A 13,340-nucleotide genomic window follows, 5' to 3' on the forward strand; every position below is an offset into this window, starting at 1 on the left:
TAGCGTTTCAGGAGGGTTTCATGGAAAAGCTCTTTTCAAAGGGTTTCAGCCGCCGCTCCGTGCTCGGCCTGGCCGCCGCCGCAGCTCCGCTGCTTGCGGCAGCCCGTTCCGCCGCCGCTGCCGATGACCTCGGTTTTAACGAACTCTATGGCAGGTACAGCGTTCTCGGCCTGGAATTTTCCGACAAGGTGAAGAAGCTGGCGGGCCGCGAAGTGGCGATCCGCGGGTTCATGGCGCCGCCGCTGAAAGCGGAAGCGGCTTTCTTCGTGCTGACCGAAGTGCCGATGGCGCTTTGCCCCTTCTGCTCCTCAGATGCGGACTGGCCGGACAATATCGTCGTCATCTACCTCCACCGCAAGCAGACATTCACCCAGGCGAACGAAACGATCGAGGTGCGCGGCACGCTTGAGGTCGGCTCCTGGAGAGATCCAGATACCGGATTTGTCAGCCTCCTGAGGATCCGCGACGCGGCATATCAGGGCGCGTGAACATGCTTTCCTTGCGCATAGACAATCTGGCCATGTCGTTCCCCGGGCTGAACAGCCCGGTTTTGCTGGTCGATTTTCTGACGATCGCCGCCGGCGAGCGCGTTGCCGTCACCGGCGGTTCAGGGTCCGGCAAGAGCACGTTCATCAACGTGATCACCGGGCTTGAGCGCCCCACCTCCGGAAAGGTCGTCTGGAGCGGCGAGGATGTCGCCCGGCTTTCCGAGACCGCGCGCGACCGCTGGCGGGCAGAACATGTCGGCCTCGTGATGCAGGATCTCCATCTTTTTCCCGGCCTCTCGGCGGTCGAGAACGTGCTTCTGCCGGCGCGGCTGGCCCGTGTCGCCGATGCGGCGTTGATCGTCCGTGCCCACGACCTCCTCAAAAGCGTAGGCCTTTCCCGTCCGGGCCAGAAGATAGAGACCATGTCACGCGGCGAGATGCAGCGTGTGGCGATCGCTCGTGCGGTGTTACGCAAGCCGGGCGTGATCGTTGCCGACGAACCGACCGCCAGCCTTGACGTGGAGGCTGGCGAGACGGTCGGCCGGCTGCTTCTGGATATGTCCGGCGAAACCGGAAGCACTCTGATTGTCGTTTCCCATGATCAGCGCCTGATCGACCGGCTCGATCGCCGCATCACGCTTGGCGCCGGCCGTATCATTTCCGACAGTTTTCGCGAAGAGGTCGCGGCATGATCCGCTTCATCGCCGCTGATCTGCGCCGCCTCTGGCTTGGCGCTGTGGTGGTTGTGCTGCTGGTTGCGCTCGCCACCGCCCTCGGCGTCACCGTCACGCTGCAAGAGCGCGCCCTGCGGCTCGGCAGCGCCCGCGCCGCCGACAAGTTCGATCTGGTGATCGGCGCGGCCGGCAGCGAAACCCAGCTCGTGCTCTCTTCGATCTTCCTGCAGCCGGCGCCGCTGCCGCTGATGCCGGGCGAGGTGCTGGCAAAACTCTCGAAGGATCCGCGTGTCGCCTGGGTGGCGCCGGTCGGGTTCGGCGATTCCTTCGCCGGCTACCCTTTGGTCGGGACGACCCGCGCGCTGATCGGCAGCACCGTTTCCGGTTTCGCCGCAGGCCGCATGTTCGAGAAAGAGGGCGAGGCGGTGGTCGGGGCGGCAGTGAAGCTGCCGGTCGGGGCCGAAATCAAGCCCATGCACGGCACGGCGGCGATGGGCGGCGAGACCCATGCGGGCGTCGTATACCACGTCACCGGCAAGCTGCCGCCGACGGGGACGCCTTGGGATCGAGCCATTCTGGTGCCGATCCAGGCGGTCTGGCACGTCCACGGCCTCGGCCACGATCATGAGCACGAGCACGAGGACGAAGAGCATCACGAAGGCGGAGCAGCACAGGTAACGCAGGCCGCGGCCGCTGCGGATGAGCATGCCGACGAGGATCACGATCATCACGGGTCCATCGATGCGGATGCGGCGATCGACGAGAATTTCGCCGCCGATGCCCCCGGTCTTCCGGCGGTCCTCGTAAAGCCGAAGACGATTGCCGATGCCTACAAGCTCCGCCAGGAATACCGCAACGGCAATACGCTCGCGGTTTTCCCGGGCGAGGTGCTGACCAGCCTCTATGCGACGCTCGGTGATGCCAAGATGGTGCTGAGCGCCGTGGCCGCCGGATCGCAGGGCTTGGTGGCGGCAGCCTTGGTCCTGGTCACCATCACCCATATCGGCCAGCGTCGGCGCCAGATTGGTGCGCTGCGGGCTTTTGGCGCGCCGCGGCTGTCGGTTTTCGCAATCGTCTGGTTCGAGCTCTTCCTGCTGGTCGCGCTCGGCATCGGCCTCGGCTTCCTGACCGGCCTCGCCGCTGCCCGGCTGATCGCCAACGCCTTCACCGTCAAGAGCGGCATCATCCTGCCGGTCGGCTTTGTCGGCGAGGACCTGCGCATGGCGCTGATCCTGCTTACCGCATCGGCGGTTCTGTCCGCCGTGCCGGCCGTTCTCGCCTACCGCCAGTCGCCGGCGGCAGCGCTGCGGGCCTAGGTCAGCGCGCCAATCGCCGAAATCACCTCGTCCTCGACATCGAGCCCCTGCTCGATCGCCTTCCGGCGTGCGTTCTGGCCGCGCCGGCCGGGCAGGCGAACGCCCTCTTCGGAGGCCATCTCGTGGGCAAGTTCGGCGATCCGCTCGGCAGCCGAGGCGGTGCTTGCGGAAGGATCGATGACAATCAGCGTCTGACCGACCGAGGGCGGCGGACCCTTCTCGTCCATGAACGAGCTTGCCTCGTAGGAGAAGTTAGATCCGGTCAGGCCGGCCGACAGGACCTCCACCATCAGCGCCAGCGCCGCACCCTTGGCGCCGCCCGAGGGCGCCATCAGGCCCTTGTGGGCCGCGTGCGGATCGGTGGTGGGCTTGCCGTTGGCATCGAAGGCCCAGCCTTCCGGAATGCTCTCGCCCTTCTGGCGTGCCGCCATGATCTTGCCAGCGGCGACGGTCGAAAGCGCGAGATCGATGACCAGCGGATCCTCGCCGGCAACCGGCGTCGCAAAGGCGATCGGGTTGGTGCCGAACAGCCGCTTCCTGCCGCCCCAGGCGGCCATCGAGGCCGGCGCATTGGCAAACATCAGCGCCACAAGGCCTTGCTCGGCAAACCGCTCGACGGTCAGCGCCATGACGCCCGCATGGTGAGAGCGATGGATGGCACCGAGCGCGATGCCTTGTTCCCGCGCGATTTTCGGAAGCTCGGCGACTGCGATATCGAAGGCCGGGTAGGCGTAACCGAGCGCCGCATCGACGACGAGCGCCGCCGGACGCGGCCGGGTGGCGACGGGTCTCGCCTTGCCGTTGACCTTGCCGGAGCGAGCTTGGCCGATATAGGCGGGAACGCGGCGCAGGCCATGACCGTACTGTCCGGCAGCTTCCGCATGCACGAGCGCATGGGCGACGGATCGGGCGGTATCGGCAAGAACGCCATTGGCTTCGAAAACGCTCTGAACAAGCGTTTCGGCTTCTGGGAGAGTGATGTGCATGCTGGAGATCCAGATTGGTTCGGGGACGAACGCCGCGAGGAAATCAGGCGGTTATTCGCACTTTACCGGCTGGCTGAGTGAACTTGCAACACCGGAAGGCGGCGCAGGGATGGGCGAAGCACGTCGGACAGCCGATGCGACATAGTCGTCGATAGACGCGTTGCCCGACGACCCAGCGACCGAGACATTGCCGATGTTGCCGCTGCCGTCGAAGCTGAAGCGGACCGTAACGATGCCGGTTCCGTTGCCGGGGCATTTGCGGGCGTAGCGAGCAATCTTCGTTCTCACGCGCGTCATCCACTGCTGCGGCGAAACCGACAACGAAAATAAGCTGGTGGAATTCTGGCTGGCGGCCGTGCGGTCCGATTGCTTTGCCTGGATCTTTGCCTCGGCCATGTCCGGACGGGCCTGCTGCTGCTGCTGTTGCTTCGGCTTCTGGACCTTCTTCACCGGTTCCTTTTTGGCCTCCGGCTTTTTCGGCTGTTCCGGCGGCTTTTCCGCGACCGGCGGCAGGGGCCGCACTACCGGCAACGGCACTTCGACATTTTCGAGCGCCGCCGTCATCTGTTCCTCGACCGGCTTGATCTCCTCGATCGGCTCCGGTGGTGGCTCCGCCACGGGCGGCTGCACCGGTTCAGGCTCGACCGGCTCGGCGACTTCCTGCAGCGGTGGTTCGACCGGCTGCTCGACAGGTTCTGCAACGGGCTCGGGCGTCGGTTCGGGTCTCGGCTGCTCAACGGGCTCCGGCTGCGGTTCCTCGACAGGCTCCGCCTGCTCGCTCATCACCTGTTCCTGCTCCTGCATGTCAGGAGAGATCTGCTCTTCCTCGGGATTGGCGGCTTCCGGCTCTGGCGCAAGCTCGATCATGATCGCTGCCGGCGGTGCGTTGTCGGCGGGCACCTCCGGTTGTTCGCGCATCAGATAGGCCGCGGCGCCGAAATGCACCGTCAGCATCAGCAGTCCGGCAGCGCCCCACAGCGCCAGCTCGCCGACGCGTCCGCCCGGACCTGTCTGCGAGACGACGAGGCTCATGGATTGCCTCCGGTCGCCGGTACGGCGGGTGCGGCCGCAGGAGCGTTTCCAGCGGGCGACATCGCGGCTGGGGCGGCCGGTGCCGGGAGCGTTTCAAGCCCGACCAGCGCGATCTTGAGGTAGCCGGAATCGCGCAGCAGGTTCATGACCTCCATGAACTGGCCGTAGTCGACCGCCTTGTCCGCGCGCAGAAACACGCGGGTGTCCTTCTTGCCCTCGGTTACCCGGTCGAGGGTCGCGGCAAGCTGCTCGCGCGCCACCGCGTCATTGCCGATATTGAGGCTCAGGTCTTCCTTGACCGTCAGGTAGAGCGGCTCTTCCGGTCGTTCGGCGGGCTTTGCGGTCGAGGCGGGAAGGTCGACATTGACGTCGACGGTCGCCAGCGGCGCCGCCACCATGAAGATGATCAGCAGCACCAGCATGACGTCGATGAAAGGCGTCACGTTGATCTCGTGGTTTTCGGAAAGCTCGTCGCCGTGCTGTTCGCGGATGCCGCCGGCCATGTCAGCCTCCTGCCACCAGCGAGACCGGCGCCTTGCGGCTGCCCGGAGGAACCTTGCGGAAATCGAGGTCGCGGCTCACCAGCCGTTCCACACCCGCCGCGGCATCCGCCAGCAGCTGCCGATAGCCGGTGATCGAACGGGCGAAGACGTTGTAGATAACGACCGCCGGAATGGCCGCGACGAGGCCGATCGCGGTCGCCAGCAGCGCTTCGGCAATGCCGGGCGCGACGACGGCAAGGTTGGTGGTCTGCGATTCCGAAATGCCGATGAAGGCGTTCATGATGCCCCAGACGGTGCCGAACAGGCCGACGAACGGGGCGGTGGAGCCGATCGTTGCAAGCACGCCGGTGCCGCGCGACATGCGCCGGCCCGCATAGGCCTCGATGCGGGAAAGCGCCGAGCCGACCCGCTCCTTCACGCCGTCGCCATGGGCATGGTCGAGGGCCGCTTCTGAAAGCTGCATTTCTTCTGCCGCGGATCGCAGCATCAGCGCGGCCGGACCGCCGCGGCCGCCAGCGGCGCCGACGGCCTCCGAAAGCGTGCGGGAGGTGCGGATGACCTTCAGCGTCCGAGCGGCGCGGGTGCGGGCGCCTGCAAGCTCCAGCGTTTTGGCGAGCCAGACGGTCCAGGTGGTCAGCGACGCGAATGCGAGCCCGATCATCACGCTTTTGACGACCCAGTCGGCCGCCATGAACATGCCCCAGGGCGAAAGGTTGTGCGGCAGGTCCGAACGCTGTCCAGGCTCCAGGAACTGCGTGAACATGTCGATCGGCTGGCGGGCCGCCGGCGGCTGAGCCGGGGTCTGCGCCGGGCCGGCAGGCGTTGGCTGGGCAGCATTGCTCGCCGGTGCTCCCGTCGGAACGGCGGGTTGCGGGGCGGAAGCTGCCGGCTCATTCGGCGCCGTGCGGGAGGTTGTAGGCGCTGCCTGCGCGGCAGGAGCGGGAGCCGCCTGCGTCGGGTGTGCACCGGAAGGTGAGGTCGCCTGCGGTGGGGGCGGCGCTTGCGTTGACGCATCCGGAGCCGGCGTCTGTGCCATCACCATCGAAGCCGTTATTGCCAGTGCCGCGAGAGCCATCGGAACCCGGCTCCTCATCGGTTGGCGCATCGAAAAGGCGGGCTTCAGGGCAGCGGTCATGGCAGGCGATACTCCGGACTGTTCGTCATCGCGGACAGCGCCGGAGCGCCAGGTCGACGATGACGGAAACGGGCATCGGAACGCCGCCGGCCACTGCCGCCGGGTTCGCGATGTTGCAGCTACCGGATAATAAACATGAGTAGAAATGGCAACTAATAAATCTTGAGAATGCCGATCACATTAATGCGGGACGGGATCATTACCCCATTTGCGCTGGATCGGCATTCCCTGTGCCGGAAAATTGCGCTGACGGACGTCTACCGCGCCAACCAGCCGCCGTCGACCGGCAGCACGATGCCATGGATATAGTCGGAGGCCGGCGAGGCGAGGAATACGGCGGCTCCGCCGAGCTCTTCCGGTTGGCCCCAGTGTCCGGCCGGAATACGGCTGAGGATTGCCGCGTTGCGGTCCGGGTCGTTACGCAGTGCCTCGGTATTGTTGGTCGAGAAATAACCCGGCGCAATGGCGTTGACGTTGATGCCCTTGCCAGCCCATTCGCAGGCGAGCAATCGGGTCAGGCCGGCGAGACCGCTCTTCGAGGCGGTATAGGAAGGGATGCGGATGCCGCCCTGGAAGGAGAGCAGCGAGGCGATGTTGACGATCTTGCCGGCCTTGCCCTCGGTGATCAGCCGGCGTGCAAACGCCTGGGAGAGGAAGAACACGGTCTTCAGGTTGACGTCCATCACCGCGTCCCAGTCGGCCTCGGTGAAATCGATCGCATCGGCCCGGCGGATGATCCCGGCATTGTTGACGAGGATATCGGCACGCCCCGTCCATGCGACCGTTTCGCTGATGACCCGATCAACCGGCTCGAGCGTCGAAAGGTCCGCCTGGATCGACAGACTGCGCCCACCCGCCGCGCTGACTGCGGCTTCCGTCTCGGCCATCGAGGAGCGTCCGACCAGCGCCACGTCAGCGCCGGCCTGCGCCAGCGCCACGGATATCGCCTGGCCAAGGCCCGTATTGGCGCCGGTAACGATCGCCGTCTTGCCCGTCAGGTCGAATGAAATCGGCATGTTGTCCTCCTCGGAAACTGAAAATGCGGATATAGGTAGATGCTTACCGTCGCGAGCTCTCCGGTTGAAGCTGAAAATTTTTACCATATCGAGGTCGGCCCCGTGGGGGCTATGGATTGAGAGATACGGGGCCTCATCGGCCAGTTCCTCACGAGAAACCGAATACCCAAAATGCCAGGAGCCGCCCGTGAAGGTCACGGGCGGCTCCTGTAATTGTTCGGGCTGTTCGCCGGAGGTCACAGCGAGCGCGTGATATGCTCCACGCGGAAGCATTCGATGACGTCGCCTGCGCGCATGTCTTCGTAATTCTCGAACGCCATACCGCATTCCTGGCCCATCGGCACTTCGCTGACTTCGTCCTTGAAGCGCTTGAGCGTCTTGAGCTTGCCTTCGTGGACAACGACGTTGTCGCGGATAAGGCGGACGCCCGCTCCACGCTCGACCTTGCCCTCGACGACACGGCAACCGGCGACCTTGCCGACCTTGGTGATGTTGAACACTTCCAGAATCTCGGCATTGCCGATGAAGGTTTCGCGGCGTTCCGGAGAGAGAAGGCCCGACATCGCCTGCTTCACGTCATCCACCAGATCGTAGATGATGTTGTAGTAGCGGATCTCGAGACCTTCGCGTTCAGCGGCTGTTCGTGCCTGCGGATTGGCGCGGACGTTGAAGCCGATGATCGCCGCATTGGATGCCTCGGCAAGCGAGATATCCGATTCGGTGATGCCGCCGGCACCCGAATGAACGATGCGGGCACGCACTTCGTCGGTGCCGAGCTTGTCCAGTGCGCCGATGATCGCTTCGATCGAACCCTGCACGTCACCCTTGATGACCAGCGGGAATTCCTTCAAGCCGGTATTCTGGAGCTGGCTCATCATCTGTTCGAGCGAACCGCGCTGGCCGGACTGGCGGGCAGCCGCCTTGTCGCGGGCAAGCCGCTGGCGATATTCGGAAATCTCGCGGGCACGGCTTTCGCTCTCGACCACGGCGAACCTGTCGCCGGCGGCCGGAGTGGCGGAAAGACCGAGCACCTCGACCGGCATGGCCGGACCGGCTTCCTTCACATGGTCGCCCTTGTCGTTGACGAGCGCGCGTACACGGCCCCACTGATCGCCGGCGACGATGATCTGGCCCGGCTTCAGCGTGCCCTTCTGGACGAGCACGGTCGCAACCGCGCCGCGGCCACGGTCGAGCTGGGCTTCGATGACGATGCCTTCGGCCGTCCGGCTCGGATCAGCCTTGAGGTCGAGGATTTCGGCCTGCAGCAGGATGGCTTCGAGCAGCTTGTCGAGATTGACCTTGTTCTTGGCCGACACTTCGACGTCGAGCACTTCGCCGCCGAGCGATTCCACGAACACTTCGTGCTGCAGAAGCTGCTGGCGAACCTTGTCCGGGTTGGCTTCGTGCTTGTCGATCTTATTGATCGCCACGATGATCGGAACACCCGCTGCCTTGGCATGGGCGATGGATTCGATCGTCTGCGGCATCACGCTGTCGTCGGCTGCAACAACCAGGATTGCGATATCCGTCGCCTGAGCACCACGGGCACGCATGGCCGTGAAGGCGGCGTGGCCGGGGGTATCGATGAAGGTGATCTTCTGGCCGTTCTGTTCCACCTGATAGGCGCCGATATGCTGGGTAATGCCGCCGGCTTCGCCGGAGACCACGTTGGCATGGCGGATGGCGTCGAGCAGCGAGGTCTTGCCGTGGTCGACGTGGCCCATGATGGTGACGACCGGCGGGCGCGAAACCATTTCGCCTTCGTCGTCGGCAACGTTGAAGATGCCTTCTTCGACGTCGGATTCGGAAACACGCTTGACGGTATGGCCGAATTCGCCGGCAATGATCTCGGCGAGGTCGGCGTCGATGACGTCGCCCGGCTTCATCATCTGGCCTTCCTTCATCAGGTACTTGATGACGTCGACGGCGCGTTCGGACATGCGCTGCGACAGTTCCTGAATGGTGATGGTTTCAGGCAGGATGACTTCGCGCATGACCTTTTCGCGCGTTTCCTGCATCTGGCTGCGGCGGAATTTCTCCTGCCGGCGGCGGGTCGCGGCCATCGAACGGCCACGGGCATTGCCGTCGTCGTCCGTGCTGACCGTGGTCACCGTCAGCTTGCCGCGGCGGCGTTCGTCTTCGGTCTTCGGGCGGGCCGGAACCTTGGCGGGCGCAGCGACGGGGACTCGGCCACGGCCGGGTGCGCCACGCGGCGGGCCGCGATCTTCGTCTTCTTCGTCAGCGCCCTTGCGGCGGCCGGCAACCGGCAGTGCCGCAGGTGCGGCGCCGGGAGCCGCAGGCCGGGGAGCCTGGGGACGTGTTTCGCCCGGACGGGCGGTAGCGGCTCCAGCGGCGCGCTCGGCCGGCTTTTCGGCAACCGCGGGTGCAGGCGTCTCGGCCGGGGCAGGAGCCTCGACCGGTTCGACCTTGGGTTCGGCAGCGCGGCGGGCAGCCTCGGCGGCTTCCTCTATTCTGCGGCGTTCTTCCTCGACCAGGCGACGCGCCTCGTCTTCGGCGCGCTGCTTGGCCTCGATGACTTCGCGTGCCTGCGCTTCCATCAAAGCGCGGCGACGGGCTTCCATCTCGCCGGCGGAAAGGTCGTGCAGGACCGCGCCGCCCTGACGCTGCTGTGGACGCTGCGGCTGGCTGGATTGCTGCGGACGCTGCGGCTGGTTAGGCTGCTGCGGGCGCTGCTGCTGATTGGATTGCGGCGGACGCTGGTTCTGCTGCGGCCGTGCGTTCTGCGAGCCCGGCTGGTGGACGCGCGCTGCCGGAGCGGCCGGCTGCTGCGGTGCTGGGCGCTGGGGAGCGGCCGGCTGTGCAACGGCCTCTACCACCCGCGGCGCGGGCGCCGGGGCTGCTGCAGGCGTGATTACAGGCTTTTCGTCCAGCGGCCGGGTCGGCCGCCGCTTGACTGTTTCGACGACGACGGCCTTGGTGCGGCCGCGACCCATGTCCTGGCGGACGGTACCCTGGCTCATCCCAGATGGCTTCAGTGTAAGGGTCTTCTTTACGCCGAGTGTCTTATCGTCTTTGTTGTCGGTCATTCCGTTCCTGTTCCTTCGGACAGGAACGGATGGAAGCCATCAGAACCCGTCGTTTAATCCGTACATATCGATGTGCGTCCGGCTAAAGCCGGTGACCGCGTCATTGTTTCGGCATGTCAGCGACACCTTTTGTCTGGGACAGACCGCCCATGCGGTACTGTTCAAGTAGGTTTGCGCGCTTCACTACACCCTCACCCGCCTGCCCCGCAAGCGCGCAGGCATGGATAAAAGCATTCTGGCCCATCACTTCGTCCAATTCCGCGCTGGTAAAGAGCGAAAAGGACGGAATGTCTTCCCCGGTATTTGAACCGAGCTTCCAGGCCTTGCGGGCCTGGTCTATTTTCCTCACTCCATCGGCGGCCGCATCGGCCGCATGGAACACCGCGAGCGCAGCACCTGAGCGCACAGCGGCATCGACTTTCGTTGCGCCGGTGACGAATTGGCTCGCCTTGCGGGCCATGTTCATCATGCCGACGAGATCGGCGGCGAGCAGGCGATCCACCAGCGCGCCGAGATCCGCATCCGCCTTCGCCTCGGCCTTGAGGGCCCGGGCGAAGAGCTTTTTCTGAACCGCCCGGTCGACGAGCGACCGTTCAGCCTTGATCCAGCAGCCGCGGCCCGGAAGCTGACGCTTCAGATCGGGCACGACCTGACCATTCGGGCCGGCCACGAAGCGGATCAGCGTTTCCGGTGATCCCGCCTCGCGGGTGACGATGCAGGTACGGTCGTTCACGACGATCTCGCCCAGGTCATCATCGACAGGTCCGTCATCATTGTGGTCCGGCTCATTCGCGAGCGGGATCATTCCTGCTCAACGGCGTCCGCCTCCTCCGCTTCGGCTTCCGGCTCGGCGGCACCCTTTGCGAGGTCTTCCTCGGTGATCCAGCCTGCCGACAGGCGGGCCTGGACGATCATGTTTTCAGCTTCGACGCGGGAAATGTCGAACTTCGAGAACAGGCCTTCGAACTTCTTCGTCACGCCGTCCTTGCGTTCGCTCCAGCCGACGAGGTCGTCGGCGGCGCAGCCGGCAAAGTCCTCGATCGTCTTGATGCCGTCTTCGCCGAGCGCGACGAGCATCTGGCCGTTCAGGCCGTTGATCTGCCGCAGTTCGTCTTCGACGCCGAGCTCCTTGCGCTTGGCGTCCATCTCGGCTTCGATCCGCTCCAGGTATTCGCGGGCGCGGGTCTGGATTTCGGTCGCGGTGTCTTCGTCGAAACCGTCGATCGAGGAGATTTCGTCGAGATCGACGTAAGCCAGTTCCTCGACCTGGGCAAAGCCTTCCGAAGCCAGCACCTGGCCGACCATTTCGTCGACGTCGAGGGCGTCCATGAAGAGGTTGGTGCGCTCGTTGAATTCCTTCTGGCGTCGCTCCGACTCCTCGGCCTCCGTCATGATGTCGATGTCCCAGCCGGTCAGCTGCGAGGCGAGGCGGACGTTCTGGCCGCGGCGGCCGATGGCAAGCGACAGCTGCTCGTCCGGAACCACGACTTCGATGCGCTCGGCATCCTCGTCGAGCACCACCTTGGCGACTTCGGCCGGCTGCAGCGCGTTGACGATGAACGACGCCGGATCCTGAGACCACGGAATGATGTCGATCTTCTCGCCCTGCAGCTCGCCGACAACCGCCTGAACGCGCGAACCGCGCATACCGACGCAGGCGCCGACCGGATCGATCGAACTATCGTTCGAGATCACGGCGATCTTGGCGCGCGAGCCCGGATCGCGGGCGACCGACTTGATCTGGATGATGCCGTCGTAGATTTCCGGCACTTCCATGGTGAACAGCTTCACCATGAACTGCGGATGGGTACGCGACAGGAATATCTGCGGACCGCGCTGTTCGCGGCGGACATCATAGACGTATGCGCGGACGCGATCGCCATAACGCATGTTCTCGCGCGGAATCATTTCGTCGCGGCGGATGATGCCTTCGCCGCGGCCGAGATCGACGATGACGTTGCCGTATTCGACGCGCTTGACGGTGCCGTTGATGATTTCGCCGACGCGATCCTTGAACTCGTCGAACTGGCGGTCGCGCTCGGCTTCACGCACCTTCTGAACGATGACCTGCTTGGCCGACTGGGCGGCAATACGGCCGAAATCCATCGGCGGCAGCGGGTCGGCGATGAAGTCGCCGATCTTGGCATCGACATTGCGGTCGAGCGCCAGAGCCAGCGGGATCTGCGTGCCATAGTCTTCGGCGTGATCGACGACTTCCAGCAGACGCTGGAGCCGGATTTCGCCGGTCTTGGAATTGATGTCGGCGCGGATATTGGTTTCCGAGCCGTAGCGGGAGCGGGCAGCCTTCTGGATGGCGTCGGCCATCGCAGCCAGCACGATCTCGCGGTCGATGACCTTTTCGCGCGCCACTGCATCCGCGATCTGCAGAAGTTCAAGCCGGTTCGCACTCACTGCCATTGTCGTTGGTCTCCGTAGGTCAAACGATGAGGCCTTTCCTGGGGAAAGGCACAAGTCTCTGTTCGGTTTATTCGTCTTCTGCTTCTTCGTTCTGGTTCGCGGCCTGCGCCTTGGCGAGCTTGTCGGCCCGAAGCGCGTCGCGGATCAGATCGTCGGTCAGAATGAGCTTTGCCTCGGCCAGTGCCGAAAACGGGATCGTCACCCGTGGTTCCTCGCCATAGGCGACCTGATCCCGCTCGATCGTGAAACCGTCCGCATCGCTTTCGGTGATCCTGCCGCGGAACCGCTTGCGATTGTCGATCATGATCGACGTTTCGCATTTGACCAGATGGTTCAGCCAGCGGGCAAAATCCGACTTGCGGACCATCGGGCGGTCGATGCCCGGCGAGGACACTTCCAGATGATACTCCCGATCGATGGGATCTTCTACATCCAGAACCGGCGAAATCGCCACGGATACGGCTTCGCAGCCTTCGACATCCATGGTGCCGTCGTTGCGCTCGGCCATGATCTGCAGCGTCGCGCCGTTCTGGTTCAGCATCCTCACACGCACCAGACGATAGTCCATGGCGGTCAGCACGGGCTCAATGATCTCGGCGACCCTGAGGTCAAGCCCGGTCTCGATGATGAGCCGCGGCTCGTATTCGGTTTGCGGCATAAGCTCTCCGGCAATCATTGCCCCATAGCTGGGCCCAATGTCTGGGTTACAGTGATCGCCTAACAAA

The 13,340-nt window shown here is 64.6% G+C and carries 12 protein-coding genes; 3 read left to right on the forward strand and 9 right to left on the reverse strand.

Features of this window, described 5'->3' with window-relative positions; all coding sequences use genetic code 11:
- Nucleotides 1-20: 20 nt before the first annotated feature.
- Genes ACZ9IU_RS00880 through ACZ9IU_RS00890 form a run of 3 tightly spaced genes read left to right on the forward strand, consistent with a single transcriptional unit; the run spans nucleotide 21 to nucleotide 2,478 of the window.
- Complete coding sequence (locus ACZ9IU_RS00880) at nucleotides 21-488, forward strand: hypothetical protein (RefSeq protein ID WP_038547868.1); 468 nt, start codon at nucleotides 21-23, stop codon at nucleotides 486-488.
- 2 nt (nucleotides 489-490) lie between these two features.
- Nucleotides 491-1,180, forward strand: a complete 690-nt coding sequence (locus tag ACZ9IU_RS00885; protein WP_038547871.1) for an ABC transporter ATP-binding protein — start codon at nucleotides 491-493, stop codon at nucleotides 1,178-1,180.
- Nucleotides 1,177-2,478, forward strand: coding sequence for an ABC transporter permease (locus ACZ9IU_RS00890; RefSeq protein ID WP_038547875.1), 1,302 nt, complete (start codon nucleotides 1,177-1,179; stop codon nucleotides 2,476-2,478). The genes ACZ9IU_RS00885 and ACZ9IU_RS00890 overlap by 4 nt, the downstream gene beginning before the upstream one ends.
- Here the strand turns inward: ACZ9IU_RS00890 and ACZ9IU_RS00895 are convergent.
- The 9 genes from ACZ9IU_RS00895 to rimP form a co-directional block, all read right to left on the reverse strand.
- On the reverse strand, nucleotides 2,475-3,464 hold the full coding sequence (locus tag ACZ9IU_RS00895) for an Ldh family oxidoreductase (RefSeq protein ID WP_038547878.1): 990 nt from the start codon (nucleotides 3,462-3,464) through the stop codon (nucleotides 2,475-2,477). The genes ACZ9IU_RS00890 and ACZ9IU_RS00895 overlap by 4 nt on opposite strands.
- A gap of 51 nt (nucleotides 3,465-3,515) precedes the next feature.
- Nucleotides 3,516-4,496 (reverse strand): cell envelope integrity protein TolA, encoded by a 981-nt coding sequence (tolA, locus tag ACZ9IU_RS00900; RefSeq protein ID WP_038547881.1) that lies wholly within the window; start codon nucleotides 4,494-4,496, stop codon nucleotides 3,516-3,518.
- Nucleotides 4,493-4,999 (reverse strand): TonB system transport protein ExbD, encoded by a 507-nt coding sequence (gene exbD, locus ACZ9IU_RS00905; protein ID WP_038547884.1) that lies wholly within the window; start codon nucleotides 4,997-4,999, stop codon nucleotides 4,493-4,495. Before exbD ends, tolA begins: the two co-directional genes overlap by 4 nt.
- Nucleotide 5,000: 1 nt before the next feature.
- Entirely contained in the window at nucleotides 5,001-6,134 is a 1,134-nt protein-coding gene (gene exbB / locus ACZ9IU_RS00910; RefSeq protein ID WP_437179036.1) for a tonB-system energizer ExbB, read from the reverse strand.
- 257 nt (nucleotides 6,135-6,391) lie between these two features.
- Nucleotides 6,392-7,150 carry a 2-dehydro-3-deoxy-D-gluconate 5-dehydrogenase KduD gene (kduD, locus tag ACZ9IU_RS00915; protein WP_038547887.1) on the reverse strand — a complete coding sequence of 253 codons (759 nt, stop codon included), beginning with the start codon at nucleotides 7,148-7,150 and terminating at the stop codon, nucleotides 6,392-6,394.
- A 236-nt stretch (nucleotides 7,151-7,386) separates the two neighbouring features.
- Nucleotides 7,387-10,197 (reverse strand): translation initiation factor IF-2, encoded by a 2,811-nt coding sequence (gene infB / locus ACZ9IU_RS00920; protein ID WP_038547890.1) that lies wholly within the window; start codon nucleotides 10,195-10,197, stop codon nucleotides 7,387-7,389.
- 100 nt (nucleotides 10,198-10,297) lie between these two features.
- Nucleotides 10,298-11,002, reverse strand: coding sequence for an RNA-binding protein (locus ACZ9IU_RS00925; protein WP_038547893.1), 705 nt, complete (start codon nucleotides 11,000-11,002; stop codon nucleotides 10,298-10,300).
- Nucleotides 10,999-12,615, reverse strand: coding sequence for a transcription termination factor NusA (nusA, locus tag ACZ9IU_RS00930; protein WP_038547896.1), 1,617 nt, complete (start codon nucleotides 12,613-12,615; stop codon nucleotides 10,999-11,001). The genes ACZ9IU_RS00925 and nusA overlap by 4 nt, the downstream gene beginning before the upstream one ends.
- Before the next feature lie 67 nt (nucleotides 12,616-12,682).
- The gene (rimP, locus tag ACZ9IU_RS00935; RefSeq protein WP_038547899.1) at nucleotides 12,683-13,273 is read right to left on the reverse strand and encodes a ribosome maturation factor RimP; all 591 of its coding nucleotides are present in this window, start codon (nucleotides 13,271-13,273) and stop codon (nucleotides 12,683-12,685) included.
- Nucleotides 13,274-13,340 lie beyond the last annotated feature (67 nt).

It is taken from the genome of Mesorhizobium sp. USDA 4132 (assembly GCF_056279545.1).

Coding starts and splice junctions, on each gene's coding strand:
- ACZ9IU_RS00885 (WP_038547871.1), top strand. CDS start 491: ATGCTTTCCTTGCGCATAGACAATCTGGCCATGTCGTTCCCCGGGCTG.
- ACZ9IU_RS00890 (WP_038547875.1), top strand. CDS start 1,177: ATGATCCGCTTCATCGCCGCTGATCTGCGCCGCCTCTGGCTTGGCGCT.
- ACZ9IU_RS00880 (WP_038547868.1), top strand. CDS start 21: ATGGAAAAGCTCTTTTCAAAGGGTTTCAGCCGCCGCTCCGTGCTCGGC.
- tolA (WP_038547881.1), bottom strand. CDS start 4,496: ATGAGCCTCGTCGTCTCGCAGACAGGTCCGGGCGGACGCGTCGGCGAG.
- ACZ9IU_RS00925 (WP_038547893.1), bottom strand. CDS start 11,002: ATGATCCCGCTCGCGAATGAGCCGGACCACAATGATGACGGACCTGTC.
- ACZ9IU_RS00895 (WP_038547878.1), bottom strand. CDS start 3,464: ATGCACATCACTCTCCCAGAAGCCGAAACGCTTGTTCAGAGCGTTTTC.
- kduD (WP_038547887.1), bottom strand. CDS start 7,150: ATGCCGATTTCATTCGACCTGACGGGCAAGACGGCGATCGTTACCGGC.
- exbD (WP_038547884.1), bottom strand. CDS start 4,999: ATGGCCGGCGGCATCCGCGAACAGCACGGCGACGAGCTTTCCGAAAAC.
- rimP (WP_038547899.1), bottom strand. CDS start 13,273: ATGCCGCAAACCGAATACGAGCCGCGGCTCATCATCGAGACCGGGCTT.
- infB (WP_038547890.1), bottom strand. CDS start 10,197: ATGACCGACAACAAAGACGATAAGACACTCGGCGTAAAGAAGACCCTT.
- nusA (WP_038547896.1), bottom strand. CDS start 12,615: ATGGCAGTGAGTGCGAACCGGCTTGAACTTCTGCAGATCGCGGATGCA.
- exbB (WP_437179036.1), bottom strand. CDS start 6,134: ATGACCGCTGCCCTGAAGCCCGCCTTTTCGATGCGCCAACCGATGAGG.